This window comes from Novosphingobium sp. (assembly GCF_965229225.1).
In the GTDB taxonomy this organism is placed as follows: domain Bacteria; phylum Pseudomonadota; class Alphaproteobacteria; order Sphingomonadales; family Sphingomonadaceae; genus Novosphingobium.
Genome location: NZ_OZ245867.1, coordinates 566,758 through 590,979, shown reverse-complemented (window position 1 = coordinate 590,979; position 24,222 = coordinate 566,758). Strand labels below are relative to the sequence as shown.

21 protein-coding genes are annotated in these 24,222 nt (G+C 65.2%); 14 read left to right on the top strand and 7 right to left on the bottom strand.

Annotated elements, in window-relative coordinates:
- Positions 1 to 120 precede the first annotated feature (120 nt).
- The 4 genes from ACO06X_RS02450 to ACO06X_RS02435 are packed head-to-tail and all read left to right on the top strand — an operon-like array spanning position 121 to position 5,419.
- Positions 121 to 2,010 (top strand): 2-oxoacid:acceptor oxidoreductase subunit alpha, encoded by a 1,890-nt coding sequence (locus ACO06X_RS02450; protein WP_421838421.1) that lies wholly within the window; start codon positions 121 to 123, stop codon positions 2,008 to 2,010.
- A 13-nt stretch (positions 2,011 to 2,023) separates the two neighbouring features.
- The gene (locus tag ACO06X_RS02445) at positions 2,024 to 3,049 is read left to right on the top strand and encodes a 2-oxoacid:ferredoxin oxidoreductase subunit beta (RefSeq protein WP_421838420.1); all 1,026 of its coding nucleotides are present in this window, start codon (positions 2,024 to 2,026) and stop codon (positions 3,047 to 3,049) included.
- Between the two features lie 8 nt (positions 3,050 to 3,057).
- Positions 3,058 to 3,996, top strand: coding sequence for a metal-dependent hydrolase (locus ACO06X_RS02440; RefSeq protein ID WP_421839841.1), 939 nt, complete (start codon positions 3,058 to 3,060; stop codon positions 3,994 to 3,996).
- Between the two features lie 58 nt (positions 3,997 to 4,054).
- Positions 4,055 to 5,419, top strand: coding sequence for a cryptochrome/photolyase family protein (locus ACO06X_RS02435; RefSeq protein ID WP_421838419.1), 1,365 nt, complete (start codon positions 4,055 to 4,057; stop codon positions 5,417 to 5,419).
- Positions 5,420 to 5,604: 185 nt separating this feature from the next.
- Here ACO06X_RS02435 and ACO06X_RS02430 read toward each other — a convergent pair whose 3' ends face one another.
- From ACO06X_RS02430 to purF, 3 genes are all read right to left on the bottom strand, one after another.
- Entirely contained in the window at positions 5,605 to 5,967 is a 363-nt protein-coding gene (locus tag ACO06X_RS02430) for a PilZ domain-containing protein (RefSeq protein WP_421838418.1), read from the bottom strand.
- Positions 5,968 to 6,036: 69 nt separating this feature from the next.
- Positions 6,037 to 6,783, bottom strand: coding sequence for an SDR family NAD(P)-dependent oxidoreductase (locus ACO06X_RS02425; RefSeq protein WP_421838417.1), 747 nt, complete (start codon positions 6,781 to 6,783; stop codon positions 6,037 to 6,039).
- Positions 6,780 to 8,270 carry an amidophosphoribosyltransferase gene (gene purF, locus ACO06X_RS02420; protein WP_421838416.1) on the bottom strand — a complete coding sequence of 497 codons (1,491 nt, stop codon included), beginning with the start codon at positions 8,268 to 8,270 and terminating at the stop codon, positions 6,780 to 6,782. Before purF ends, ACO06X_RS02425 begins: the two co-directional genes overlap by 4 nt.
- A 174-nt stretch (positions 8,271 to 8,444) precedes the next feature.
- Between purF and ACO06X_RS02415 the strand changes: the two genes are divergently transcribed.
- The 8 genes from ACO06X_RS02415 (at position 8,445) to ACO06X_RS02380 (ending at position 17,363) form a co-directional block, all read left to right on the top strand.
- A complete protein-coding gene (locus tag ACO06X_RS02415; RefSeq protein ID WP_421838415.1) occupies positions 8,445 to 9,686 on the top strand; it encodes a lipoprotein-releasing ABC transporter permease subunit in 1,242 nt (413 codons plus the stop codon).
- Complete coding sequence (locus tag ACO06X_RS02410; protein ID WP_421838414.1) at positions 9,679 to 10,365, top strand: ABC transporter ATP-binding protein; 687 nt, start codon at positions 9,679 to 9,681, stop codon at positions 10,363 to 10,365. The genes ACO06X_RS02415 and ACO06X_RS02410 overlap by 8 nt, the downstream gene beginning before the upstream one ends.
- Positions 10,366 to 10,434: 69 nt before the next feature.
- Positions 10,435 to 10,923: a glutathione peroxidase gene (locus ACO06X_RS02405; RefSeq protein WP_421838413.1), complete on the top strand. Its 489-nt coding sequence runs from the start codon at positions 10,435 to 10,437 to the stop codon at positions 10,921 to 10,923.
- 156 nt (positions 10,924 to 11,079) lie between these two features.
- The gene (gene dnaE / locus ACO06X_RS02400; protein ID WP_421838412.1) at positions 11,080 to 14,673 is read left to right on the top strand and encodes a DNA polymerase III subunit alpha; all 3,594 of its coding nucleotides are present in this window, start codon (positions 11,080 to 11,082) and stop codon (positions 14,671 to 14,673) included.
- 28 nt (positions 14,674 to 14,701) lie between these two features.
- Positions 14,702 to 16,306, top strand: coding sequence for a long-chain fatty acid--CoA ligase (locus tag ACO06X_RS02395; protein ID WP_421838411.1), 1,605 nt, complete (start codon positions 14,702 to 14,704; stop codon positions 16,304 to 16,306).
- Position 16,307: 1 nt separating this feature from the next.
- Positions 16,308 to 16,733, top strand: coding sequence for a DUF1330 domain-containing protein (locus ACO06X_RS02390; protein ID WP_421838410.1), 426 nt, complete (start codon positions 16,308 to 16,310; stop codon positions 16,731 to 16,733).
- Positions 16,733 to 17,056, top strand: a complete 324-nt coding sequence (locus ACO06X_RS02385; RefSeq protein WP_298169951.1) for a YbjQ family protein — start codon at positions 16,733 to 16,735, stop codon at positions 17,054 to 17,056. Before ACO06X_RS02390 ends, ACO06X_RS02385 begins: the two co-directional genes overlap by 1 nt.
- Positions 17,057 to 17,060: 4 nt before the next feature.
- Entirely contained in the window at positions 17,061 to 17,363 is a 303-nt protein-coding gene (locus tag ACO06X_RS02380; protein WP_421838409.1) for a hypothetical protein, read from the top strand.
- On the opposite strand, the gene ACO06X_RS02375 is transcribed toward ACO06X_RS02380, so the two are convergent.
- The gene (locus ACO06X_RS02375; protein ID WP_421838408.1) at positions 17,360 to 18,442 is read right to left on the bottom strand and encodes a PA0069 family radical SAM protein; all 1,083 of its coding nucleotides are present in this window, start codon (positions 18,440 to 18,442) and stop codon (positions 17,360 to 17,362) included. The genes ACO06X_RS02380 and ACO06X_RS02375 overlap by 4 nt on opposite strands.
- A gap of 145 nt (positions 18,443 to 18,587) precedes the next feature.
- On the opposite strand from ACO06X_RS02375, the gene ACO06X_RS02370 reads away from it, so the two are divergent.
- Positions 18,588 to 19,283, top strand: a complete 696-nt coding sequence (locus ACO06X_RS02370) for a class I SAM-dependent methyltransferase (protein WP_421838407.1) — start codon at positions 18,588 to 18,590, stop codon at positions 19,281 to 19,283.
- A 43-nt stretch (positions 19,284 to 19,326) separates the two neighbouring features.
- Here ACO06X_RS02370 and moaB read toward each other — a convergent pair whose 3' ends face one another.
- The 3 genes from moaB to ACO06X_RS02355 all read right to left on the bottom strand — a co-directional run bounded on the left by moaB (position 19,327) and on the right by ACO06X_RS02355 (position 22,470).
- Complete coding sequence (gene moaB / locus ACO06X_RS02365) at positions 19,327 to 19,854, bottom strand: molybdenum cofactor biosynthesis protein B (protein WP_298169961.1); 528 nt, start codon at positions 19,852 to 19,854, stop codon at positions 19,327 to 19,329.
- On the bottom strand, positions 19,844 to 21,613 hold the full coding sequence (locus ACO06X_RS02360) for a transglycosylase SLT domain-containing protein (RefSeq protein WP_421838406.1): 1,770 nt from the start codon (positions 21,611 to 21,613) through the stop codon (positions 19,844 to 19,846). The genes moaB and ACO06X_RS02360 overlap by 11 nt, the downstream gene beginning before the upstream one ends.
- A gap of 68 nt (positions 21,614 to 21,681) precedes the next feature.
- Positions 21,682 to 22,470 carry a hypothetical protein gene (locus tag ACO06X_RS02355; RefSeq protein WP_421838405.1) on the bottom strand — a complete coding sequence of 263 codons (789 nt, stop codon included), beginning with the start codon at positions 22,468 to 22,470 and terminating at the stop codon, positions 21,682 to 21,684.
- A gap of 97 nt (positions 22,471 to 22,567) precedes the next feature.
- Between ACO06X_RS02355 and ACO06X_RS02350 the strand changes: the two genes are divergently transcribed.
- Complete coding sequence (locus ACO06X_RS02350) at positions 22,568 to 24,214, top strand: electron transfer flavoprotein-ubiquinone oxidoreductase (protein WP_421838404.1); 1,647 nt, start codon at positions 22,568 to 22,570, stop codon at positions 24,212 to 24,214.
- Positions 24,215 to 24,222 lie beyond the last annotated feature (8 nt).

Below are 24,222 nucleotides of genomic sequence, written 5' to 3'. Positions count from 1 at the left end.
GCATCAGTTTTTCTTCTTTGCGCACCGCTAGATGAGGGCATAGGCGCCCCAAAGCGAAGCAAGGTGCGCAAAAGGACGCGGCAGGCCTGAGACCGGCCAGCGCGGATAGCAGAGGATCATATGGCGACAGTTCTTGAGAGCGAACCCGAAGGCCACACCGGCGGGAGCGAGCGTTCCGCCGCGCCCGATGCGGTTGTGGTGCGTTTTGCGGGCGACTCGGGTGACGGCATGCAGCTCACCGGCGGGCAGTTCACGCTCTCGACCGCGCTTGCCGGCAACGATCTGGCGACCTTCCCCGATTTCCCTGCCGAAATCCGCGCGCCGCAGGGCACGCTGTTCGGCGTCTCGGCGTTCCAGATCAACTTCGGCTCGACCGAGATCGATACCGCTGGCGACGCGCCCGACGTGCTCGTCGCTATGAACCCCGCCGCGCTCAAGACCAACGTCGGCGCACTCAAGGTTGGCGGCCTGATCATCGCCGACACCGGCGAGTTCAACAAGCGCAACCTCGAAAAGGCCAAGTACGACGTCAGCCCGCTCGAGGATGGCAGCCTCGAAAAGTGGCAGGTGCTGGCGTTCGACATCTCGGCGCTGACGCTGGAAGCCGTGAAGCCCTTCGGCCTTGGCAACAAGGAAGCGCTGCGCTGCAAGAACATGTGGACGCTGGGCTTGGCGCTATGGATGTTCGACCGTGACCGGCAGCCGCTGATCGACTGGCTCAAGACCAAGTTCGCCAAGGCGCCGGTGCTGGCTGACGCCAATATCGCGGCGCTCAACGCCGGCCACGCTTATGGCGAGACGGCGGAGCTTTCCGGCCCGCTCAAGCAGTATCACCTCGCCCCCGCCGCTAGCGAGCCGGGCCTCTACCGCACGGTGACTGGCGCGGAGGCGATCAGCTACGGCCTTGTGGCCGGTGCGCAGCTTGCAGGTCTGGAACTGTTCTTCGGCGGCTATCCGATCACCCCGGCCTCGGCGATCCTCCACAACCTCGCGCGGCTCAAGGAGTTCGGCGTCACCACCTTCCAGGCCGAGGATGAGATCGCCGCGATCGCGGCCGCGATCGGCGCGTCCTATGGTGGGCACCTTGGCGTGACCTCGTCCTCCGGCCCCGGCATCGCCTTGAAGGGTGAGGCGATGGGGCTTGCGATCATGACCGAGCTGCCTCTCGTCATCGTCAATTCGCAGCGCGGCGGTCCTTCGACCGGCCTGCCGACCAAGACCGAACAATCGGACCTCTATCAGGCCGTCTATGGCCGCAATGGTGACGCGCCGATGCCGGTGGTCGCCGCGCGCAGCCCTTCGGATGCCTTCGAGTGCGCGATCGAGGCCTGCCGCCTCGCCGTGCAGTACATGACCCCGGTCATGCTGCTGACCGACGGCTATATCGCCAATGCCGCCGAACCGTGGAAAGTACCCGATCCCGCCGGTTTCGAGCCGTTTCCGGTCAAGTTCCTCGAAGAACCTAACGGCCCCGATGGCGCGGTGCTGCCCTATGCGCGCGATGGGAAGGGCGCGCGGCCGTGGATCAAGCCCGGCACGCCCGGCCTCATGCATCGCATCGGCGGGATCGAGAAGAACCCCGGCACCGGCAACATCGACTATTCGCCCGCCAGCCACCAGACCATGACCGACGCGCGCAAGGGCAAGATCGACGGCATTGCCGCAGGTATCCCGGCGCAGGACATCACTATCGGCGAAGCCGGCGGCAAGCTCGCGCTGGTGGGTTGGGGCTCGACTTATGGCCCGATCCATCAGGCCGTGCGCCGCGCCCGCCGCAAGGGCCTCGATGTGAGCCACATCCACGTGCGCCACGTCTGGCCGCTGCCGGAAAACCTTGGCGAATTGCTGAAGAGCTACGAGATGGTGCTGGTGCCCGAAATGAACACCGGCCAGTTCAAGACCGTGCTGCGCGACCAGTTCCTGATCGACGCCAAGCCGCTCAACAAGACGAGCGGGCAGCCGTTCACCATTGCCGAAATCGAAGCGGCGATTGCCGCGGCGCTGGCCTGAGGGAAGCGAAGCCATGAACGACATGACCCCCATCAAGACCACGCTCAAGGACTGGGAAACCGATCAGGAAGTCCGCTGGTGCCCCGGCTGCGGCGACTACGCGATCCTCAAGGCGGTGCAGCGCACGCTGCCGGAAATCGGAGCTGACCCGGCGAAAACCGTGTTCGTCTCGGGCATCGGCTGCTCCAGCCGGTTCCCCTATTACGTTGAAAGCTATGGCTTCCACACGATCCACGGCCGCGCCCCCGCCTTCGCGACCGGCCTCAAGCTCGCCAATCCGGAACTCGATGTCTGGCTTGTGACAGGTGATGGCGACGGCATGTCGATCGGCGGCAACCACACAATGCACGTGCTGCGCCGCAATCTGAACACGCAGATCCTGTTGTTCAACAACGAGATCTACGGCCTGACCAAGGGTCAATATTCGCCCACAAGCCGCATGGGCACCGTCTCGCCCACCACGCCGCTGGGTTCGGTGGACCGTCCCGCCAGCCCCTGCGCCTTCGCGCTGGGTGCGGGCGGGCGCTTCATTGCGCGGGCCTATGATGTCTCGAAGGAACTACCGGCGGTGCTCAAGGCAGCGCACGCGCATCAGGGTGCAGCGTTCGTGGAAATCTTCCAGAACTGCATCGTCTACAACAAGGACGTCTTCGCCGATTTCACCGAGAAGGCCGGTGCCGCCATGGGCCAACTCTGGCTGAAGCACGGCGAACCCATGCTGTTCAACAAGGGCACCAAGGGCATCGCGCTCGATACCGATACCTTGTCGCTCAAGGTCGTCGATGTGGTGGACGGGGATTGGGAGACCGCCGGCGTGCGCGTGCATGACGTGAAGAACCGCGCCATGGCGCATCTCCTTGTCGAGATGCCCTTCGGCCCGTTCCCGATGGCGCTCGGCGTGATCTACGACGATCCGCGTCCGACTTTCGAGGCGGCTGTCATCGAGGAACGCGCCCGCGCTTCGGCAGGCAAGTCCGCCAACCTCGCCGCCCTCCTCAGCAAGGGCCAGACCTGGACGGTTTCCGCCGATCAGGCCTGAGAAGGTAGCTGCCGCTGGACAACATAACGCACAGCCTGGTCGGGTGGGCGCTGGCTGAAGCCGGCCTGAAGCGCCGCACCCGGTTCGGCACGGCGCCGCTGGTCCTCGCGGCGAATTTGCCGGATATCGACGTCCTGTTCGGGTGGGTGCCGTGGGAGCCGCTCGCGACGCACCGCGGCTTCACGCATGGGCTGATCGGCGGCGTGCTTGTCCTGCCGCCGCTGCTGGCCTTGTCGCTCTGGGTCTGGGGCAAGCGCCGGCCCGCGCCCGCAGATGCGCCGCCACTGCACCTTGGCTGGCTGCTCGTGATGACTTGGATCGCCGCACTCACCCATCCGCTGCTCGATCTGCAGAACATCTATGCTGTGCAACTGCTCTCGCCGTTTAGCGAGCGCTGGTTCCATACCGACGGTCTGTTCATCATCTCGCCGTGGCTGCTGGCGATTCTGGGCTTCGGTATCTGGCTCGCGCGGCGGCGCGGTTCGGGTGTGCCGGCGGTCACTGCGCTCGCGGCGGGGCTTGCCTTCATCGGCCTCAACGTGGCGATTTCCGCGCAGGCATGGCGCGCCCCGAGCCTTGATGCGCCCTACGCCCATCCCGACCGGGTCTTCGCTTCGCCCGAGCCGCTGGCGTTCTGGCGCCGCGATGTGGTCTGGCGGCAGAACGACGCGATCACGTTCGGATCCTACGATCCTCTGAAAAGACTCACTGGCCTTACCGAATACGGCAAGCCCGTGGCGGATAACATGACCGACCCTCGCGCCATCGCGGCATCACCGCAGACTACGCAGGCGCGCAATTTCCTCGCATGGTCGCAACTGCCAATGGCAAGGATCGAGGCGGATTATCGATGCGCGGACGTAACGTTCGGTGACGCGCGGTTTACCGGCCCGGCGCTGAGCCGCAATTTCAGCGTCCATGTGCTTCACTGCAGGATCGAGTATTGATCCTGCGCCCGAAGGTGCAGGTACCCCATCCAAGCTTTCGGAGTGCAAAGCCCCCCAAATGACCACGCCCACCATCGTCTGGCTCCGCCGCGATCTGCGTCTTGCCGATCAGGCTGCCTTTGCCGCTGCTGCCGCCGCCTGGTCGGTGATCCCGGTCTATGTTCTCGATGACGAGACGCCCAAGCACCGCCGCATGGGCGCTGCTTCGCGCTGGTGGCTGCATCACAGCCTTGCCAGTCTCGATGCCGACCTTCGGGCCAAAGGCTCACGGCTGATCCTGCGGCGCGGACGCTGCGAGGACGTGCTGGCCGATCTTGCGCGTGAGACGGGAGCGAAGACCGTCCACTGCCTGCGCCACTACGAACCGTGGTGGCGCAATGCCGAGCGCGCGGTGGGCGAGGTGCTCACGCTCCATCGCCACGATGGCAACTATCTCGCCCCGCCAGGTTCGGTGACGACGGGGAGCGGCCAGCCTTACAAGATCTACACCCCGTTCTGGCGCGCGCTCGAAGCCCGCATGCCGCCTGCGGCGCCAAGCCCCGCGCCGAGCCGTCTGCCTGCGCCAGACGCATGGCCGGCCTCGGACACCCTGGCCGACTGGAACCTCCTGCCCACCAAGCCGGATTGGGCTGGCGGCATGCGCGCCGAATGGACACCGGGCGAGGCAGGGGCCGCCGCGCGGCTCGAGGCTTTCATGCCCCGCGCCCGTGCTTATGCCGAGCGCCGCAACCTGCCCTCCGTCCCCGGCACCTCGCGCCTTTCGCCGCATCTGCATTTCGGTGAGATATCGCCGGCTACGATCTGGCACGCGGCGATGGATCGGGGCGGCTCGGTCGGCACCTTCCTCGGCGAGCTGGGCTGGCGCGACTATGCCCAGAACGTGATTTTCCAGCTGCCTGACTATGCCGGCAAACCGGCGCGCGAGCCTTTCACCAGCTTCCCGTGGCGCGAGGATGCCGCAGGCCTCAAGGCTTGGCAGCAGGGCAAAACCGGCTATCCCATCGTCGATGCCGGGATGCGCGAGCTCTGGGCGACGGGCTGGATGCACAACCGCGTACGGATGATCGCGGCCAGCTTCCTGATCAAGCATCTGCTGATCGACTGGCGCGAGGGCGAACGCTGGTTCTGGGATACGCTGGTCGATGCCGACTACGGCTCGAACGCGGTGAACTGGCAGTGGAGCGCGGGGACGGGCGTCGATTCCAACATGTTCGTGCGGATCATGGCGCCGCTCACCCAGAGCCCCAAGTTCGATGCTGCCGCCTATATCCGCCAGTGGGTGCCGGAGATTGCGAATCTCGGCGACAGCGCGATCCACGATCCCGATGTCCGCCCACGCGCTTATCCACCACGCATCGTCGGCCATGCCGAGGCCCGCGCGCGCGCGCTTGCCGCCTATGCCGAATGGAACGATCGCAGCTGAGCTTGGGACAAATGACGTCATCCGGTTGCCCAGCCTGCCGGATCGCCCCATGCGGCGCTGGCGCCTCTACCTCATGTACTGCGAGGCCGGCTTTGCGGGGGCGGCATCACCGTCAGCCAAGTGACTCTCCTCAAGCGAGCTTGAGGTTTATTGAAAAGTATTAAGAAAAGTTTTACCATCCCGTGTCAGGCGACTGGACGATAGACCCCGTCTCCGCGGTAGCGCAGGATAATGTTGTCGTAGACAATCGGGCTCAGAAGGTGGGCAAAGGCGCAGCCGACCTGCCCGCGCAGCCACCAGATGACCTCGGCCTGTTGGGATTCCAGCCCGGGTAGTGTGAGCCAGCAGGTCGTGCCGACATGCATGCGGTTGAGCGCGGTGGCGGAGAAGCCGCCGAGCGACAGATCATGCACCACGGTATGAAAGCTTTTCGAACCTGAAGCGCGCAGGCTTGCCGGAATGTTGACCTTGTTGCGCGGCGCGCAGCGATCTTCCTGGGTCGCGTGAAAATAGGCTTCGTTCGCGTAAGGATCCCAGTCCATGTGCATGGCGATTGTCCTGAGCCGAGTCGCGCCTTCCCCCGCGGGAAGACGTGAGCAGACTATCGCCAGACGCGCTTAACCGTTTGTTAGGACCTTTGGTTCCCGGGGCTGGTTAACCGAAACGCGGCTCGGGCTGGCAAACGATTCACCAACAAGCTTCGTGATGAAATCGCCAACCACTTCGGGCGCCTTCACGCTCGCCGGATCTTCGCCCGGATAGGCCTTGGCGCGCATCGCAGTGCGGGTCGCGCCCGGATCGAGGATCGCGACGCGAATCGCCGAAAGGTTGCGCACTTCCTGCGCATAGGCATCGAGCAGGTTCTCGAACGCCGCCTTGGTCGCGCCATAAGCGCCCCAATAGGCGCGCGGGGCGGAGCCGACGCTGGAGGTCACGCCGATCACGCGCGCGTCGGGGCTCTTCTTGAGCATGGGATCGAAGCCCGCGATCAGCGACTGGGTCGCCAGCACATTGAGCGTCATCGCGCGGCTGAGGTCCTTGGGTTCGATCTGCCACACCGGGGTCAGCGTCGGCAGTACCGCCGCGTTGATCACCAGAATGTCGAGCGCCTCCCAGCGCCGGCCGATTGCTGCGGCAAGCCGTGCAATGCCGTCCGGTTCGGCAAGATCGACGGGCGCGATCGTGGCGTTGCCGCCCGTCTCGTAGATCGCCTGCTCGGTCGCCTCGAGATCCTTGCCCGCACGCGCGGTGAGGATCACGTGCGCGCCCGCTGCAGCCAGCGCCTTGGCGGTCGCGGCGCCGATGCCCCGGCTTGCGCCGGTTACCAGCGCGAGCTGGCCTGAGAGCGGTCCGGTCACGCTCATGCCACCTTGCCCACCGGCAGCGGCAACTGGTCCGCACCGTCACGGCCAACTAGATCGGTCAGGCGCGTGGGATATTCCCCGCTGAAGCAAGCGTCGCAATATTGCGGGCAGGCCTTGTTGCGCGAGGCTTCGCCGACAGCGCGGTAGAGCCCGTCGATAGAAACGAAGGCAAGGCTATCGGCGTGGATGAACTTTGCCATCGCTTCCACGTCCATGCGCGCGGCGAGCAGCTTGGAACGCTCTGGCGTGTCGACGCCGTAGAAGCACGAATGCTCGGTCGGCGGGCTCGCCACGCGGAAGTGAACCTCGCTTGCGCCGGCATCGCGCATCATCTGCACGATCTTCATCGAGGTGGTGCCGCGCACGATCGAATCGTCAATCAGCACAATGCGCTTGCCCGCCACCAGCGCGCGGTTCGCGTTGTGCTTGCGCTTTACATCGGCATGGCGGGCGCCGTCCGAGGGCTGGATGAAAGTGCGGCCAACATAGTGCGAGCGGATGATGCCAAGCTCGAAGGGAATGCCCGACTGATTGGCAAAGCCCAGCGCAGCGGGAACGCCGCTGTCCGGCACCGGGATCACGAGATCGGCATCGACCGCCGATTCCCGCGCCAGCTCTGCGCCGATCGCCTTGCGCACTTCGTAGACCGAGCGGCCGCCCATCAGCGAATCCGGGCGGCTGAAATAGACGTGTTCGAAAATGCAGGGGCGGGGGCTCGGATGGCCGAACGGGCGGTGGCAACGGATTGCGCCGTCATGATCCACCTGGATCATCTCGCCCGGCTCGACCTCGCGCACGAAATCGGCGCCGATCACGTCGAGAGCGACCGTCTCGCTCGCGAAGACCACTGCATCGCCCAGTTTGCCCATGACGAGCGGGCGGATGCCGAGCGGATCGCGGCAGGCGATCATGCCCTCATTGGTGAGGCAGATCAGCGAATAGGCGCCCTCCACCAGCCGCAGGGCGTCGATAAAGCGGTCAAGCAGCGTGGGATAGCGGCTCGTCGCGACGAGGTGGATGATCACCTCGGTGTCCGAAGTCGACTGGAAGATCGCGCCCTTGGCGACAAGATCGCGCTTCAGCGTCATCGCGTTCGAGATGTTGCCGTTGTGCGCGATGGCAAAGCCGCCGGTGGCCAGATCGGCAAACAGCGGCTGAACGTTGCGCAGGCCCGAGCCGCCCGTCGTCGAATAACGCACATGGCCCGCGGCCATATTGCCGGGCAGTTCGGCAATGGCCTGTCCGCTCGAAAAATTCTGCGCGACGTGGCCAAGGCCGCGGCGGGAGTAGAATTCCTGCCCGTCGAAGCTGGTGATGCCGACGGCTTCCTGCCCGCGATGCTGCAGGGCATGGAGCCCGAGGGCCGCGATGGCAGCTGCGTCACGCGCGCCCAGAACGCCGAAAATCCCGCATTCCTCGCGGAGTTTGTCGCCGTTCTCGTCGTAAAAAGGATGGGCCGCGCCGCAAAGGGGATCGGTGTGGTTCATGGGCGTTCCGGATTCTGCGCTGCGGCGCCCGTACCGACGCCTTCAGCGCGCCATGTGGCGAGCTTTGGGGCGTAACGCAAGTGTCTCCAAACCGCAGCACCGCCTCGTGGACACGGTTGCCACGCCCCGCGCTTGCGCCTAGATGGCGGCACACATGCTGAAGCGAGCCTGCACTTGATCCTCTCGCCCTTCGAATGGACGATCGCCAAGCGCTACATGCTGCCGGGCCGGGGCGAAGCATTCATTGCCATGGTGGCCGGAATCAGCCTCGTCGCGGTCATGCTTGGCGTTGCCGCACTGGTCATCGTGATGAGCGTGATGAACGGGTTTCGCGCCGAACTCCTCGACAAGATCGTCGGCCTCAACGGGCATGCGATCATCCAGGCCTATGGCGGGCGGCTCGATGACTGGCAGGATATCCTGAAGCGGGTCGAGGCGACGCCGGGCGTCACCCGCGCGAGCCCGCTGATCGAGCAGCCGCTGCTGGCCACCTTCAACGGGCGGGTCGAAGCGATCCTCGTGCGCGGCAATACCGCCGCCGATCTAAAGCGCCTTGCCGCCAAGCGCGTGGTCGGCAATTTCGCCGAGCTCCGCGCCGGTTCGACCAATGTCGCCATCGGCTCACGCCTGGCCGAAAGTCTTGGCGCGCAGATCGGCGATACGATCACGATCATCAATCCGCAGGGCCGCTCCACCCCCTTCGGTACCGTGCCGCGCCAGATCGGCTACCGCGTCGCCGCGATCTTCGAGATCGGCGTCTATGATTACGATAACGCCTATGTCGTGATGCCGATTGCGGATGCGCAGACCCTGCTGCTCACGGGCGATACCATCGGCATGATCGAGGTGACCACGACCAACGCTGATACCGCCGCGCAGACCCTCGCGCCGATCAAGCAGGCGCTCGCGGGCCGCGCGCAAGTGACCGACTGGAAGACGATCAACGCCAGCCTGTTCGAGGCGCTGGCGGTCGAGCGGGTGGCGATGTTCGTGGTGCTTTCGATCATCGTGCTGGTGGCGGTGTTCAACATCCTCTCCTCGCTGATCATGCTGGTGCGCGCCAAGACGCGTGATATCGCGATCCTGCGCACCATGGGAGCAACCCGGAAAAGCCTGCTCAAGGTCTTCGTCACCATCGGCTTCATCATCGGCGCGCTGGGGACGGCGGTGGGCCTCGGCCTTGGCCTCGTGTTTCTCTATTTCCGCCAGAGTGTGGTCAACGGCGTGCAGTATCTCACTGGTCAGCCGCTGTGGGATCCGCAGATCCGCTTTCTCACCGAATTGCCCAGCCGCAGCGATCCGGTCGAGATCACGGTGATCTGCGTGATGGCGCTCGTGCTCAGCTTCCTCGCGACGCTCTATCCGGCGCTCACGGCGGCGAGCACCGATCCCGTGCAGGTGCTGCGCTATGAGTGAGCTGCCAGAAGTCCCATTCGTGCGCCTCGTCGATCTTCGGCGCAGCTTTTCGCAAGGCGACGAAACGATCGAAGTCCTGCGCGGCATCGATCTGGCCATCCGCCCCGGTGAGATCGTCGCGTTGCTTGGCCCTTCGGGCTCGGGCAAATCGACCATGCTGCAGGCGGTCGGCCTGCTTGAAGGCGGCTTTACCGGGCAGATCGAGATCGCCGGTGTCGAAGCCAGTGCGCTTTCGGCGGATGCGCGCACCACGCTGCGCCGCGATCACCTTGGTTTCGTCTACCAGTTCCATCACCTGCTGCCCGATTTCAACGCGACCGAAAACGTGGTCCTGCCGCAATTGATCGCCGGCAAGGGCGCTGGTGAGGCGAAGGCGCGGGCGGAAGAGTTGCTCACCGCGCTTGGCCTCGGCCACCGCCTCACGCACCGGCCCAGCCAGCTTTCGGGCGGCGAGCAGCAGCGCGTCGCCGTCGCCCGCGCGCTCGCCAACCGCCCCGGCCTCGTGCTGGCGGACGAGCCCACCGGCAATCTGGATGAGGCAACTGCCGACAAGGTGCTCGCCGAGTTCCTCAAGCTGGTGCGCGGGGAGGGCAGTTCCGCCCTAGTCGCCACGCACAACGAGCGGCTTGCACTGCGCATGGACCGCGTGGTGCGGCTGCACGAGGGTTTGCTCGCGTAACGCTCCCCGCTTGATCCGCGCGCGGCCGCGTGCCAGCCTGCGGCGAAAGCACACGAGGGGAGCCGCACAATGACCAACCCGCAGACCATCGCCGATTTCACCGTCAAGGTTCCCGGCGGCAAGGACCTCAGCCTTGCGGACAAGGCCGGCAAGGTCCTCCTCGTCGTCAACACCGCCTCCAAATGCGGCTTCACCCCGCAGTACGACGGGCTCGAAGTGCTCTGGAAGAAGTACGGCGAGCGCGGCTTCGAAGTGCTGGCCTTCCCCTGCAACCAGTTCGGCGGGCAGGAGCCGGGCACGGCGGACGAGATCGAAAGCTTCTGCAAGGTCAACTTCGGGGTCAGCTTTCCGCTCATGGCCAAGATCGAAGTCAACGGCGACGGCGCCGATCCGCTCTACAACTGGCTCAAGTCCGAGGCGCCGGGCGTGCTCGGCACCAAGGCGGTCAAGTGGAACTTCACCAAGTTCCTGATCGGGCGGGATGGCAAGGTCGTGCGCCGCTATGCGCCCACGGACAAGCCGGAGAAGCTGGCGGCGGATATCGAGGCTTTGCTCTAACGGATCTCCCACAGCCGTTGGTGTCGAGCGAAGTCGAGACACCACACGCAGCGCCTGGTGTCTCGACTTCGCTCGACACCAACGGGAGGTATTCCCGGTTGATAATGCTGACCCGAACCCTCGCAGAATCACCCCCCGCGCCCTAGCGTGCCTCGCATGCCCCACGCCCCCTTCGTCCCGCTGCGCATCTTCTCCTCCTACACGATGCTCGATGGCGCGATCGATCCCAAGGCGATTGCCAAGACGGCGGCGGAGCGGGGGTTTCCGGCGATTGCGATTACCGACCGCAACGGGCTTTATGGCAGCGTTGCCTTTGCCAAGGCCTGCTTCGATATGGGCGTGCAGCCCGTCATCGGCACCATGCTTGCGGTCGCCCGTCCGGCGCGGGAAGGGGCGGCGAACACTGGCTTCGGGGCCAGCGCGCCTACCATCGACTGGCTCGCGCTCTATGCGCAGGATGCGGTGGGGTACGACAACCTCTGCCACCTCGTCAGCCAGGCGCACCTTGCGCGCCCGCTGGAATTTGCACCGCATGTGCCGCTGGCCGAACTCGCGGGCCACACCGATGGCCTGCTCTGCCTGACAGCGGCGGGGGAGGGGGCGCTCACCCGCCTGCTCGCCGATGGCCAGCAGACCGCCGCCGAAGCCTATCTCGCCGAGATCGAGGCCCTGTTCCCCGAGCGCCTCTATATCGAGCTCGCCCGCCGCAATGATCCCGCGGAAATGGCTGCTGAAGACGCGCTGATCGATCTTGCCTATGCCCGTGATCTCCCGCTCGTCGCGACCAATCCGGCCTGCTTTGCCGAGCGTGCATTCTACGATGCCCACGATGCCATGCTGTGCATCGCCAGCTCCACCCACGTCGATTCCACCGATCGCCCACGCTCCTCAAAGGAATGGTGGATCAAGCCCGCGCCGATGATGGAAGAGATCTTCGCCGATCTTCCCGAAGCGCTCGCCAACACCCTCGTCGTTGCGCAGCGCACCGCCTACAAGCCGCCCTACCGCAAGCCAATCCTCCCCAGCCTCGCCGGCGACAAGGAAGGCGAGGCGCGGATGATGGCGGCGGATTCGCGCACCGGTCTCGTCGCGCGGATGAAGCCCTACTACCCTGATGCCGCTGCCGAGGAACTCGCCGCAGCGCTCACCTGTCCGGTCGAGGAAATGGACAGCCTGCCTGTCGAGGTCCTGCGCGCCGAGGGCCACTGGGACGAGGTGAAGCAGTACCGCGACCGGCTCGAATTCGAGATCGGCATCATCAACCGCATGGGCTTCGGCGGGTACTTCCTGATCGTGGCCGACTTCATCAAGTGGGCCAAGGAACAGGGCATTCCGGTGGGGCCGGGGCGCGGTTCGGGGGCGGGTTCGCTGGTCGCGTGGGCGCTCACCATCACCGATCTCGATCCGATCAAGCTCGGGCTGCTGTTCGAACGCTTTCTCAACCCGGAACGCGTCTCGATGCCGGACTTCGATATCGACTTTTGCGAAACGCGGCGCGGCGAAGTGATCCGCTACGTCCAGCGCAAATACGGCGATGATCACGTCGCGCAGATCATCACCTTCGGCAAGCTGAAGGCCCGCGCGGTGCTGCGCGATACGGGGCGCATCCTGCAGATGAGTTACGGGCAGGTCGACCGCCTTTGCAAGATGGTGCCCAACCATCCGACCGACCCCTGGCCGCTGCCCCGCGCGCTGAATGGCATTGCCGACCTCAAGCGCGAATATGACCGCGATCCCGAAGTGCGCCGCCTGATCGATCTGGCGATGCAGCTGGAAGGTCTGCCGCGCAACAGTTCGACCCACGCGGCGGGCGTGGTCATCGGCGATAGGCCGCTGGCGCAGCTCGTCCCGCTCTACCGCGATCCACGCTCGGATATGCCGGTCACGCAGTTCGACATGAAATTCGTCGAGGAAGCGGGCCTTGTGAAGTTCGACTTCCTTGGCCTGAAAACGCTGTCAGTGCTGCGCAAAGCGGTCGATCTGATGGCCAAGCGCGGCATCCAGATCGATCTCGACCGGCTCGCGTGGGATGATGCGCAGGTCTACAAGCTGCTCCAGTCGGGCGATACGGTCGGCGTGTTCCAGCTGGAATCGGAAGGCATGCGCCGCACGCTGGCGGCGGTGAAACCCACCAATTTCGGCGACATCATCGCGCTCGTCTCGCTCTACCGCCCGGGCCCGATGGACAATATCCCGCTGTTCGGCCGACGCAAGAACGGTCTGGAAGCGATCGAGTACCCGCACGAAAAGCTCTCGGTGATCCTCGCCGAGACCTACGGGATCTTCGTCTATCAGGAACAGGTCATGCAGGCCGCGCAGATCCTCGCGGGCTATTCGCTGGGCGATGCCGACCTGCTGCGCCGCGCCATGGGCAAGAAGGTCCAGGCCGAAATGGACGCGCAGCGCCAGCGCTTTGTCGATGGTTGCCTGACCGTATCGGGGATCGACGCCAAGAAGGCCAACGAGCTATTCGACTTGATCGACAAGTTCGCAGGATACGGTTTCAACAAGTCCCACGCCGCTGCTTACGCGCTGCTCGCCTATCAGACGGCCTGGCTCAAGACGCACTATCCGCACGAATTCTACGCCGCCTCGATGTGCTTCGATATGCACCAATCGGAAAAGCTGGCCGTGTTCGTCGATGACATGCGGCGCTCGGGGATCGCGCTCCATGGGCCGGATATCAACCGCTCCGAAGCCGAATTCACCGTCGAGCGCACCGAAGATGGCTATGCCGTGCGCTATGCGCTCGCCGGGCTGCGCAATGTCGGCGAGAAGGCGATGGACGCCATCGTCGCGGAGCGTGAGGCAAGCGGCCCCTATACCAGTCTTGATGACCTGTTCCGACGCTTGCCTGCGGGCGCGATGAACCGGCGTGGACTCGAAGCGCTCGCCGCCGCCGGGGCGTTCGATGCGCTGGAGCCCAACCGTGCGCAGATCACGGCCAACGCGGAGCTGTTGATGGCTGTGGCGGACGAAGCCGTCCGTTCGCGCACATCCGGGCAGGCAGGGCTGTTCGGCGCAGAGGACCATGCCGTCCCGGCGACCCGCCTTGCCGAGACGCCGCCTTGGTCACGCGCCGATCAAATGGCGGCAGAGCGTGATACCTTCGGGTTCTATTTCGCCGCGCACCCCGTCACCGAATATCGCGCCGTTGCCTCCGCCAATGGCGCGCGCAGCTATGGCAGTCTGATGAGCGGCGACGGGGACGCCGGGGGCTCCCGCACCGGCGCCGTCATGGCCGCGCTGGTCGAGAACGTGAACCGGCGCAAGACGAAAAAGGGCAATGACTTTATTGCCGCCGATTTTTCGGACAGCACCGGGCAGTTCTCCGCCTCGTGCTTCGAGGAAAGCCTTGTCGAGCCCTTCCAGCAATGGGCGCGCGAGGGGACCTGCGTCCTCCTCAATGTCGAGCTGGACCGCCCGAACCCGGATGAGCCACCGCGCATAACCGTGCGCGGCGCGCGCCCGCTGGCTTCGGTCAGCAGCGCCGCGCGCATGCTTTTGAAGCTTGATGTGACCAGGCCCGAAGCCATGTCCGAACTCGCGCTCCTGCTGCCGCGCGCCGAGGGCGCAAGGGGCGAAGTGATCGCCCGCCTGCGCACTGGTACGTCGCGCGAACCGGTCATGCGGCTCGGCAATGATTTCTCACTTGATTCGGATGTAATCGAGCGATTGATTCCGGTGGAAGGGCTTGCCAATGTGGCCCTCACCGCAAGGCCGGACCGGCATCTGCGGCTCGTCGAATAGAACAATCAACGCAAAAGGGGAGTAAGGCATGCAGCTGGGCGCCATGCAGGATTGGTCGCTGCGCGTTACGCGTTTCATCGATCATGCCGCGCGTGAACATGGTGGCCGCGAGATCGTCTCGCGCTGGGCCGATGGCAGCGAGACCCGCACCACCTGGGCCGGCATCCGCCACGATGCGATGCGGATGGCGCAAAAGCTCGCAAAGCTGGGGATCAAACCGGGCGACCGCGTCGCAACCCTCGCCATGAACCACCACCGCCACCTCGTGACATGGTACGGCGCAGTCGGCGTCGGCGGGGTGCTTCACACGATCAACCCGCGCCTGTTCGACGATCAGCTCGATTACATCGCCAACCACGCCGAAGACCGCGTCCTGCTGTTCGATGCTGCCTTCGCGCCGATCATCGAACGGATGAAGCCGCGCTGGAAAACGATCGAGCACTACATCTGCTTCGACAGCAGCGGCCCGGCCGAGCATTTCGAGGACTGGATCGCCAGCGAAGACGGCGAGGGCGAATGGGTCGATGGCGACGAGCTCGATCCTTGCATGCTCTGCTACACCAGCGGCACCACCGGCAACCCGAAGGGCGTGCTTTATGAGCACCGCTCGACCGTACTCCACGCCATGACCGCGATGACCCCGCAGGTCTTCGGCATGGATTGCCGCACTGTCGCGCTGCCGATCGTGCCGATGTTCCATGCCGCGAGCTGGGGCCTGCCCTGGGCCGGGGCGGCGGCGGGTGCAAAGTTCGTCTACAGCGCAGTCAACGAGGCATCGGTGCTCTGCGAGCTGATGGAGCGTGAGAAGGTCACCACCTCGGCGGGTGTGCCCACGGTCTGGCTCAGCTTGCTCCAGTACATCGACGCCAACAGCAAGGACATTCCGGCCTCGCTCCACACCATCGTCTGCGGTGGCTCAGCGATGCCGCGCGCGATGATCGAGCGCTTCATGAAGAAGGGCCTGCGCGTCGCCCATGCCTGGGGCATGACCGAAACCTCGCCCATCGGCACGACCGGCACCGAAACCTCGAACTGGGACGAGCTCTCGTTCGACGAGCAAGTCACGGTCAAGGCGATGCAGGGCCGCGTGCCCTTCGGCGTCGAGCTGCGCTGTGTCGATCTCGATGATTACAGCAAGGTACTGCCCCGCGATGGCAAGGCCTCGGGCGCGCTGCAGGTGCGCGGCCCCTGGGTCGTCGGACGCTACTTCAAGGCCGAAAGCCCCGCGACCGACGCCGAGAACTGGTTCGACACCGGCGATGTCGCGGTGATCCACCCCGACGGCACCCTGCAGCTGACCGACCGCACCAAGGACGTGATCAAATCGGGCGGCGAATGGATCAGCTCGGTCGAGCTTGAAAACGCGGCCATCGGCTTCCCCGGCGTGGCTGAGGCCGCCGCCATCGGTGTCTATCACCCGCGCTGGGATGAGCGGCCATTGCTGGTGGTGGTGAAGAAGCCCGGCGTGGATGTCTGCCCGGATGGTCTGCGCGAGTATCTTGGCACCCAGGTCGCCAAGTGGTGGCTGCCCGATGCGGTCGCCTTCGTGGATGAAATTCCCCACACCGGCACCGGCAAGATCAGCAAGAAAGACCTGCGGGACCAGTTCCGCGACTGGCAGTGGAGCGCCTGATATGACCGAAGCCTATATCGATCCCAGCCGCGAGAACTTCGCGAAGTTCAAGGCCCTGCCGCGCGACACGCCGATCCATATGCTCAACCTCGTCCGCTTCCGCGAACTTGCCGCCTATCCCGAAGGCCATCCGTTGGCTGACAAGGGCCTGACGGGTGCGGAGGCCTACCGCGAGTACATGCGCACGATCCAGCCAGTGCTGGCCCGTTCCGGCGGACACATCGTCTGGGCCGGCGGGTTCGAGGCGATGGTGACCGGGCCTGCCGAATGGGAATGGGACGAAACCTTCGTCATGGCCTATCCTGATGCTGCATCCTTCATGGGCATGGTCAAGGATCCGGACTATGCTCCGGTCGTCGTCCACCGACAGGCAGCCGTCGCCACATCGCGGCTTGTGCGTTTTGCTCCAAGGGAAAGCCTCGCCTGATGATCATCGCCACCACTGAAAACGTCGCTGGCCGTGAGGTGACCGAATGCCTCGGGCAGGTCTTCGGCGTGGTGGTGCGCAGCCGGGGCCTTGGCGGCAACATTGTCGCCGGGCTTCGCTCGATCATCGGCGGCGAGATCAAGGAATACTCGGCGCTGGTGGAAGACACGCGCCGCCATGCCATCGACCGCCTTGTGATGAACGCGGCGCTGATGGGCGCGGACGCGGTTGTGATGATGCGCTTTGATTCAGGCTCCATCGGTCAGACGATGAACGAAGTTGTCGCCTATGGCACGGCGGTCAAGCTGAAGCCCCAAGGATGATGGCGTGACGCAGAACGGCCGCATCGTCGCGCTGGTCGTTGCCGCGCTTGCCGCGATCGGCGGCGTGCTGATGCAGGCGGCCGGCAAGGATGGCGGCGGTTTCCCGCTGTTCCTGCTCGCCGCGATGATCGCGGTCGGCACCGTGTTCGACGCGGGTTACCTCGAGCGCAGACGCCGCCCTCGCGGCACCTGGCAGCTGACGGCTGAGCGCGAGATCGATCACCAGTCCGGCCAGATCCTCGAAGTCTGGTACGATCCTATCTCCGGTGAGCGGCGCTATCTCCCCACGGGCGAGCGACCGGATTAGAACAGGTCCAGCTGTCCGTCGCGGCTAGGGGCGCGGAACTGGCTGCAATCGAGCACTGGCTTGGCCTGCGGGATACCGGCGCGCTTCATCCCCAGCCGGAAGCGGCCCCGCACCAGATCGGCCCAGACGCCCGTCGGCTTCATCCGGCTGAAGAAGCGCGCATCGTTGTCCTTGCCCTCGCGCACCGATTGGACAATTCCCATGACCTTGGCGGCGCGGTCCGGAAAATGCAGATCGAGCCACTCGCGAAACAGCGGCGCTACTTCGTGCGGCAAGCGCAGCATGATCCAGCTCGCCGACTGGACCCCGCGCGCACCCGCTTCGGCAAGGATCTCCTCGATAAAGCTGTCCGTGATCGCCGGAATGATCGGGGAGACGGAGACATTGGCATGTACGCCAGCCTTCGCGAGCGCTTCGAGCGCGGCGAGGCGCTTGGCCGGGGCCGAAGCGCGCGGCTCCAGAATCCCCGAGAGCCTTGGGTCGAGGCTGGTGACCGAAATCGAAACTGCGGTGAGGCCGCGTTCCGCCAGCGCAGTCAGCAGATCGAGATCATCAAGGACCCGCGCCGATTTGGTGGTGACGGTCACCGGATGCCCGGTTTCAAGGCACAGTTCCAGCACGCGGCGGGTGATGCGGTAGCGCGCTTCGATTGGCTGGTAGGGATCGGTATTGGTGCCGAGCGCCAGCGGGGCAGGGCGGTATCCGCGCGCCGCGAAAGCCTTGCGCAGCAGATCGGGCGCGGAAGGCTTGGCAAACAGCTTCGTCTCGAAATCGAGGCCCGGCGAGAGATCGTGCCAGGCATGCGTTGGCCGCGCATAGCAATAGACGCAGCCATGTTCACACCCGCGATAGGGATTGAGCGAGCGATCGAATGGGATGTCGGGCGAAGTGTTCCAGGCGATGGCCGTTTTGGGGAACTCCTCGGTCACCGTTGTGCGCAGCTTGGGGCCGGGTCCATCGACGCTGCTCGCGGCATCGAGCCAGTCGCCGTCAGCCTCCCGCGTGTTCAATCCGAAGCGCGTGGGCACGCGCGCCGATTGCGCCCCGCGCCCGCGAACAATGGAATCGGATCTGCCCATGGAGGGAACATATAAAGAACATATCGCGATTTCCAGCGCTTTTTCAGCGCTCGCGCTGCCGCTCTAGCTCCATTTCGGGGCCGACTGAGATTGCGACGCTGGCGTCAGTCCGCTTCTGTCGGCGAACGGGTGGACGGAGCATGCAATGGAAGACGGCTATCTTCACTATCAGGCGCTCAAGGGCTGGGACGATACACCGTTCATGCAGCCCTCGGCGACCGATGCACAGTTCTTCGCGCACTATCTGGGCGGTGTGGTGGCGGCGGGCGCGCTGGTGGCCGAAGTCGGCTTTGGCAATGGCAATTTCCTCGGGTGGGCAGCTGCCCAGGGCGCGCGGATCTTCGGATCGGAAGTCCAGGCAGCTGCGCGGGAAAAGGCCGTGGCTGCCGGCGTGGGGCTCCTTCCGCTGGACTTCAACGCGTGGAAGGACGTCCTGCCGGGCCGCCTTCGGGTGATCGCCGCGATCGATGTGATGGAACACCTGACGCGCGCTCAGAACAGCGAACTGCTCACCGCCGCCGCGCGCCTGCTGGAGCCTGGCGGATTGCTGTTCGCCCGCTTTCCGAACGGGCAGAGCCCGCTTTCGCTGCCGATCCAGCATGGCGACCAGACGCACGTTTCCGTGCTGTCGGCCCCGATTGTCGAACAGATGGCGCAGGGCCTCGCGCTCGAGGTGGTCTATGCCGGGCGGCCATTCCGGCCCTATGCCGGTGGCCTCCCCGGCCGCATCGCACGCAAGGCGCAAGATGTTGTGCGCAGCGGATGCGACCGCGCAATCCGCATGGTCTACGGACCGCTGCCGATGCATGCCAACACGGTCATGGTGCTGCGGCGGACGTGACGTCTTGCTGCGAGGGCTCGCAGCGGTACTAGGTGCGGTGAGCCTACTTTTCGAGCAGGCGGGGCATGAGCTCGACGAAGTTGCAGGGCCGGTTGCGGCTGTCGAGCTGCTCGGCAAGGATACCGTCCCAGCCGTCCTTCACCGCCCCGTTGGAGCCGGGGAGGGCGAAGATATATGTGCCCCGCGCCACCACCGCGCAGGCGCGCGACTGGATGGTACTGGTGCCGATAGTCTTGAAGCTGAGCCAGCGAAACAGCTCGCCAAAGCCCGGAATATCGCGGGTCTTCACGCGGTCGAGCGCTTCCGGCGTCACATCGCGGCCGGTCAGGCCGGTGCCGCCGGTGATCACCACCGCATCCACGCTGCGATCATCGATCCAGTTGTTGAGGCGGCTCGCGATGCGGCCGGCATCGTCCTTTTCGATCGCCCGCGCGACGAGATGATGGCCCGCGCCCTTGACCCGTTCGGCGAGGATATCGCCGGAGGTATCGTCCTCCGGCCCTCGCGTGTCCGAAACGGTCAGGACCGCGATGTTGATCGGCTTGAAGGTGCGCGAAGTGTCAATTGCCACGCGAAGCCATCCTAACGCTTTCCGCGCCGGTCAGGCCCGGAAACTTCGGCCACATGCCCTGTGCAAGGCCGATGCGGCTTTCCGAAGGGCCACCGGCCTGGCGCTCGTACATCCAGTAATTGCGCATCACGATCGAAACGTAGCCGCGCGTTTCCCAATAGGGGATCGATTCCATCCACAGCAACGGATCGCCATTGTCGCGGATCTCGCTGTTCCAGCGCGCGATCGGCATCGGTCCGGCGTTGTAGGCCGCGATCACCTTGGGCAGCAGCCCGCCGGTCGCGCCGGAATCCTTGAGCTGCACCAGATACCCCTGGCCGAACGCCATGTTGACGTCCGGCAGGTCGAGTTGCTTCTCGCGGCCGACCATGGCCGGTTCATTGCGGGTCAGGCCACGGGCGGTGCCGGGGAGGACCTGCATCAGCCCGCGCGCGCCGGCAGGGCTGACGACGGCGGTGCGGAAGTTCGATTCCTGCAGCGAATGGGCAAACAGCAGCGCCGGATCGACCTTCCAGCCCGTCGCCGGCACCCAGCGCGGCGCAGGGAAGCGCGCGGCGGCATCGGCCTTGGCACCGGACGGCGCGTTGTAGGCCATCCACAGCTGCGTTGCAGGCAGGCCGAGATCGCGCGCAAGGCGCGAAAGCGGCGCGTATAGCGAGGGATCGCCGATCCGGGCCTGATGGCGCAGCAGTTCGTCGGCAAGGCCATCTTCGCCGATCTCGGCCAGTTCCACCGCAAGGCGCACGTTGCTGACCTGACGGAGCTGCTGCCAGTCTTCCGAGGTGAAGTCCGGCGCCGAGGCGAGGCTGGTTTCCTTGAGGCCGAGCGCTTCGCTGGCGATCATGCCATAAAGCGTATCGCGCAGCCGCGCCGCGCTGCGCAGCGCAGTGGCAACCTTTTCCGGCGCCCGGCAGCGCATCCACGCGCGCCCGGCCCAATAGTTGGCGGCGGCGTTTAGTTCATCGTTCTGCGCGACGCCGGCCGCCTGTTCGAAGCTAGCCGCTGCGTTCTGGCAATCGCCCTGCCGCCAGGCAGCGAGCCCGGCCGTCCACAGCGCTTCGGCTACCCACGGCCCGTTCGCCCCCTGCAGCGCGCCCAGCGAGACATTGCGCGCATTGGCGTCGTCGTTCTCGATATAGAAAGCCCAGCCCACGCGCTGGTGCCATTCGGCCCGTGCCTCGACCGAGAGGCTGGACTCGATCCCGTCGAGCAGCACGCGCGCGCCGAGCGGATCGTCGTTCTTGATGCGGTCCTGGATCGCCAGCGCCACGCTATCGGACATCGTGCCATCCGCTACTGGGCGCGGCTTGATGCGCTTGGGCAGGCCGGGGAGCGAGACCATCGGCTGTGCGCTGGGGAGGGCGGGTAGCTCCGTCGCGCCGCGTTTGAGAGCAAGGCGGCCCAGTTGCTCGGCCCAAGGCAATTCGGGAGCGGTGGACAGAACTTGCGTCAGCGGCGCCAGTTCGGCACGCGGCGAACTCGCCGCGAGGTAGTATTGCGCTCGCGCCACGGCGTGGAGCGGGCCATCGGCGCGCTGCGTAAGCAGCGTCTGCACCGTGGTCCAATCCTCGCGCTCGATCGCGCCGAACATCTGCTTGTAGTAGGCGCGGTCTTCCTGGCTGAGCAGGGCAGGGACCGACGTGCGATCAGCGCGCGATCGGAAATATTCGGCGGCGGCGCTATTGGCGGCAGCCGGGGCGGCCGTACCGATCGCAAGCACGGCGGCCACAGCAAGCATGGCGGTGCGGCTCACTTTCATCAACGATTGGCCCCGCACGAATATCCCACTCCGGATCTCTTCCCGTTTCAGTCTGTCAGCTCTTGTTTTCATGCCGCAGCAACGTCCGCTGCTGCCCCGTCCAACCAGCGCTGCCAGACCCCAGCCTTCCAGCTCGGCTTGGCCAGCAAAGTCTCGAGATCGTATTCGAAACCCGCCATAACTGTGCCAGTCTCATGGTTAAGTGCGCGTAAATGGTGAGCATTATGCGCTGAGCCGTGCCCCAATAGCGCCGAGATGTCGGCGCGGCCGAATACCAGCATATGCTGCGGTGCGGCGAGTGCGACATGTCGTTTCAGCACGTCACCAAGGCCAGCGCTGCCCAGTCCTGCCCAATCGGGCAAGGCGATTCGGGCGGGAAGGGCCGAGGCGCGGTAGACATCGCCCGGATCGATACCCATGGCGGATAGCATCGCATCGAGCAGTTTGCCGCACCGGCCCGAAAGCAGGGCCTCGCTGTCGTCCTCGGCCGGCATGGGCACCAGAACCATCAGTCTCGCGCCATGGCGCCCAACCGGAGCGAGCCGCTTTGCGCCGCGCGGCGCAAGCGATGGTTCGGAGAGCCACCAGGCGCCAAAATCTTCTAGTTTTTGAGGCCATACGCTGCGATCTTCAGCAATCGGCCCAGCTTCTGCCGCCTGCGCGGAGACGCGCGGCGGCCGCTTCTCGGTCGGCGGAAGGGCTGGCGCCGCTTTGGTCGCAGGCGCCGGAGCCTCAGCCGCCAGCCAGTCCTGCGGCGCATCGACAAAGGCCATTTCGACCCCGGCCTCGGCCCACCAGCCGAGCGCGGCTTCGAGCGCCTTGCCCAACGACCTGTCACTTGTGTCTAGTTGTCCCATCACCAAGCGGTCTTGACCTTGCTGGCCGCAGCTTTCAAGGCAGGGACTTAAGCTTTCGGGGCACAGCGTGCCCGATATGGGGTCGGAGCGAGAGAGAATGAGCGAACGGGAATCGATGCCGTATGACGTCGTGATTGTCGGCGGCGGGCCTGCGGGCCTTGCAGCGGCGATCCGCCTCAAGCAGGTCAATTCCGAGATTGCGGTTTGTATCCTTGAAAAAGGCTCGGAAATCGGCGCGCACATTCTCTCGGGCGCGGTGGTCGATCCCAAGGCGCTCGACGAGTTGCTGCCCGAATGGCGAGAGGCGGGCTGCCCGATGGCGGAAACCCCCGTCACCGACAACTGGCACTGGGTGCTTACCCGCTCCGGCAAGACGGCGCTGCCGCACTGGCCGATGCCTCCCTTCATGTCGAACCACGGCAACTACACCGGCAGCCTTGGCAGCCTCTGCCGCTGGCTGGCCGATCAGGCGACCGAGCTCGGTGTCGAGATCTTCCCGGGCTTCCCCGCCGCCGAAATTCTCTATGACGACAAGGGAGCGGTGCGCGGTGTCGCCACCGGCGACATGGGCATCGCCAAGGATGGCAGCAAGAAGCCGGACTACCAGCCGGGCATGGAGCTGCTTGCAAAATATACCCTGTTTGCAGAGGGTGCGCGCGGACACCTCACAAAGCAGCTCAAGACCAAGTACGACCTTGAGCGCGATTGCCAGCCGCAAGTCTACGGCATCGGCATCAAGGAACTGTGGGACATCGATCCTGAAAAGCATGTGCCCGGCCGCGTGATCCACACGCAGGGCTGGCCGCTTTCGGAAAGCAATGCGTGGGGCGGCGGCTTCCTCTATCATCAGGCGAACAACCAGGTCGCCCTGGGCTTTGTGACCGCGCTCGATTACGCGAACCCCTACGTCTACCCTTACGAGGAATTCCAGCGCTGGAAGCAGCATCCGGCGATCCGCGCCATCCTCGAAGGCGGCCGCCGCGTGTCCTACGGCGCGCGGGCGATCAACGAAGGTGGCTGGCAGTCGGTGCCGCGCCTTGCCTTCCCGGGCGGCGCGCTCATCGGGTGCTCGGCAGGTTTCGTCAACGTGCCGCGCATCAAGGGCAGCCACACCGCAATGAAGAGCGGCATGCTCGTCGCCGAGGCGATTGCCGCTGCCATGGCCAATGGCCGCGAGCTGGATGAGCTTGGCGAATACGACAGCGCCGTGCGGGAAAGCTGGATCGCCAAGGAATTGAAGCTCGTCCAGAACGCGCAGCCGCTGGTTGCCAAGTTCGGCGGCTCGCTCGGCACCGTGCTGGCCGGCGCGGACATGTGGGCGCGCGTGCTCAAGGTGAATCCGATCGGCGCGATGAAGCACCACAAGGACAGCGAGCACACGATGCGCGCCGATCTGTTCAAGCCGATCGAGTACCCCAAGCCCGATGGCGTGATCAGCTTCGACCGCCTGACCTCGGTCTCGTTCTCCTACACCAACCACGAGGAGGACCAGCCGTGCCACCTCGTGCTAAAGGACCCGAGCGTTCCGACCGCGATCAACCTGCCGCTCTATGCTGGGCCTGAGGCGCGCTTCTGCCCGGCAGGCGTCTATGAATTCCTCACCGGCGAAGACGGCAACCCGCGCCTCCAGATCAACGCGCAGAACTGCGTCCACTGCAAGACCTGCGACATCAAGGACACGACGCAGAACATCGAATGGGTGACGCCCGAAGGCGGCGGCGGTCCGAACTATCCGAACATGTGAGCCAGTTC

Bases quoted from the DNA above. Each gene is read 5' to 3' on its own strand.
- dnaE (WP_421838412.1), top strand. From the start codon at position 11,080: ATGCCCCACGCCCCCTTCGTCCCGCTGCGCATCTTCTCCTCCTACACG.
- ACO06X_RS02390 (WP_421838410.1), top strand. From the start codon at position 16,308: ATGACCGAAGCCTATATCGATCCCAGCCGCGAGAACTTCGCGAAGTTC.
- ACO06X_RS02450 (WP_421838421.1), top strand. From the start codon at position 121: ATGGCGACAGTTCTTGAGAGCGAACCCGAAGGCCACACCGGCGGGAGC.
- ACO06X_RS02375 (WP_421838408.1), bottom strand. From the start codon at position 18,442: ATGGGCAGATCCGATTCCATTGTTCGCGGGCGCGGGGCGCAATCGGCG.
- ACO06X_RS02430 (WP_421838418.1), bottom strand. From the start codon at position 5,967: ATGCACATGGACTGGGATCCTTACGCGAACGAAGCCTATTTTCACGCG.
- ACO06X_RS02445 (WP_421838420.1), top strand. From the start codon at position 2,024: ATGAACGACATGACCCCCATCAAGACCACGCTCAAGGACTGGGAAACC.
- ACO06X_RS02370 (WP_421838407.1), top strand. From the start codon at position 18,588: ATGGAAGACGGCTATCTTCACTATCAGGCGCTCAAGGGCTGGGACGAT.
- ACO06X_RS02410 (WP_421838414.1), top strand. From the start codon at position 9,679: ATGAGTGAGCTGCCAGAAGTCCCATTCGTGCGCCTCGTCGATCTTCGG.
- ACO06X_RS02385 (WP_298169951.1), top strand. From the start codon at position 16,733: ATGATCATCGCCACCACTGAAAACGTCGCTGGCCGTGAGGTGACCGAA.
- ACO06X_RS02435 (WP_421838419.1), top strand. From the start codon at position 4,055: ATGACCACGCCCACCATCGTCTGGCTCCGCCGCGATCTGCGTCTTGCC.
- ACO06X_RS02360 (WP_421838406.1), bottom strand. From the start codon at position 21,613: ATGAAAGTGAGCCGCACCGCCATGCTTGCTGTGGCCGCCGTGCTTGCG.
- ACO06X_RS02405 (WP_421838413.1), top strand. From the start codon at position 10,435: ATGACCAACCCGCAGACCATCGCCGATTTCACCGTCAAGGTTCCCGGC.
- ACO06X_RS02395 (WP_421838411.1), top strand. From the start codon at position 14,702: ATGCAGCTGGGCGCCATGCAGGATTGGTCGCTGCGCGTTACGCGTTTC.
- ACO06X_RS02425 (WP_421838417.1), bottom strand. From the start codon at position 6,783: ATGAGCGTGACCGGACCGCTCTCAGGCCAGCTCGCGCTGGTAACCGGC.
- ACO06X_RS02350 (WP_421838404.1), top strand. From the start codon at position 22,568: ATGAGCGAACGGGAATCGATGCCGTATGACGTCGTGATTGTCGGCGGC.
- ACO06X_RS02355 (WP_421838405.1), bottom strand. From the start codon at position 22,470: ATGGGACAACTAGACACAAGTGACAGGTCGTTGGGCAAGGCGCTCGAA.
- purF (WP_421838416.1), bottom strand. From the start codon at position 8,270: ATGAACCACACCGATCCCCTTTGCGGCGCGGCCCATCCTTTTTACGAC.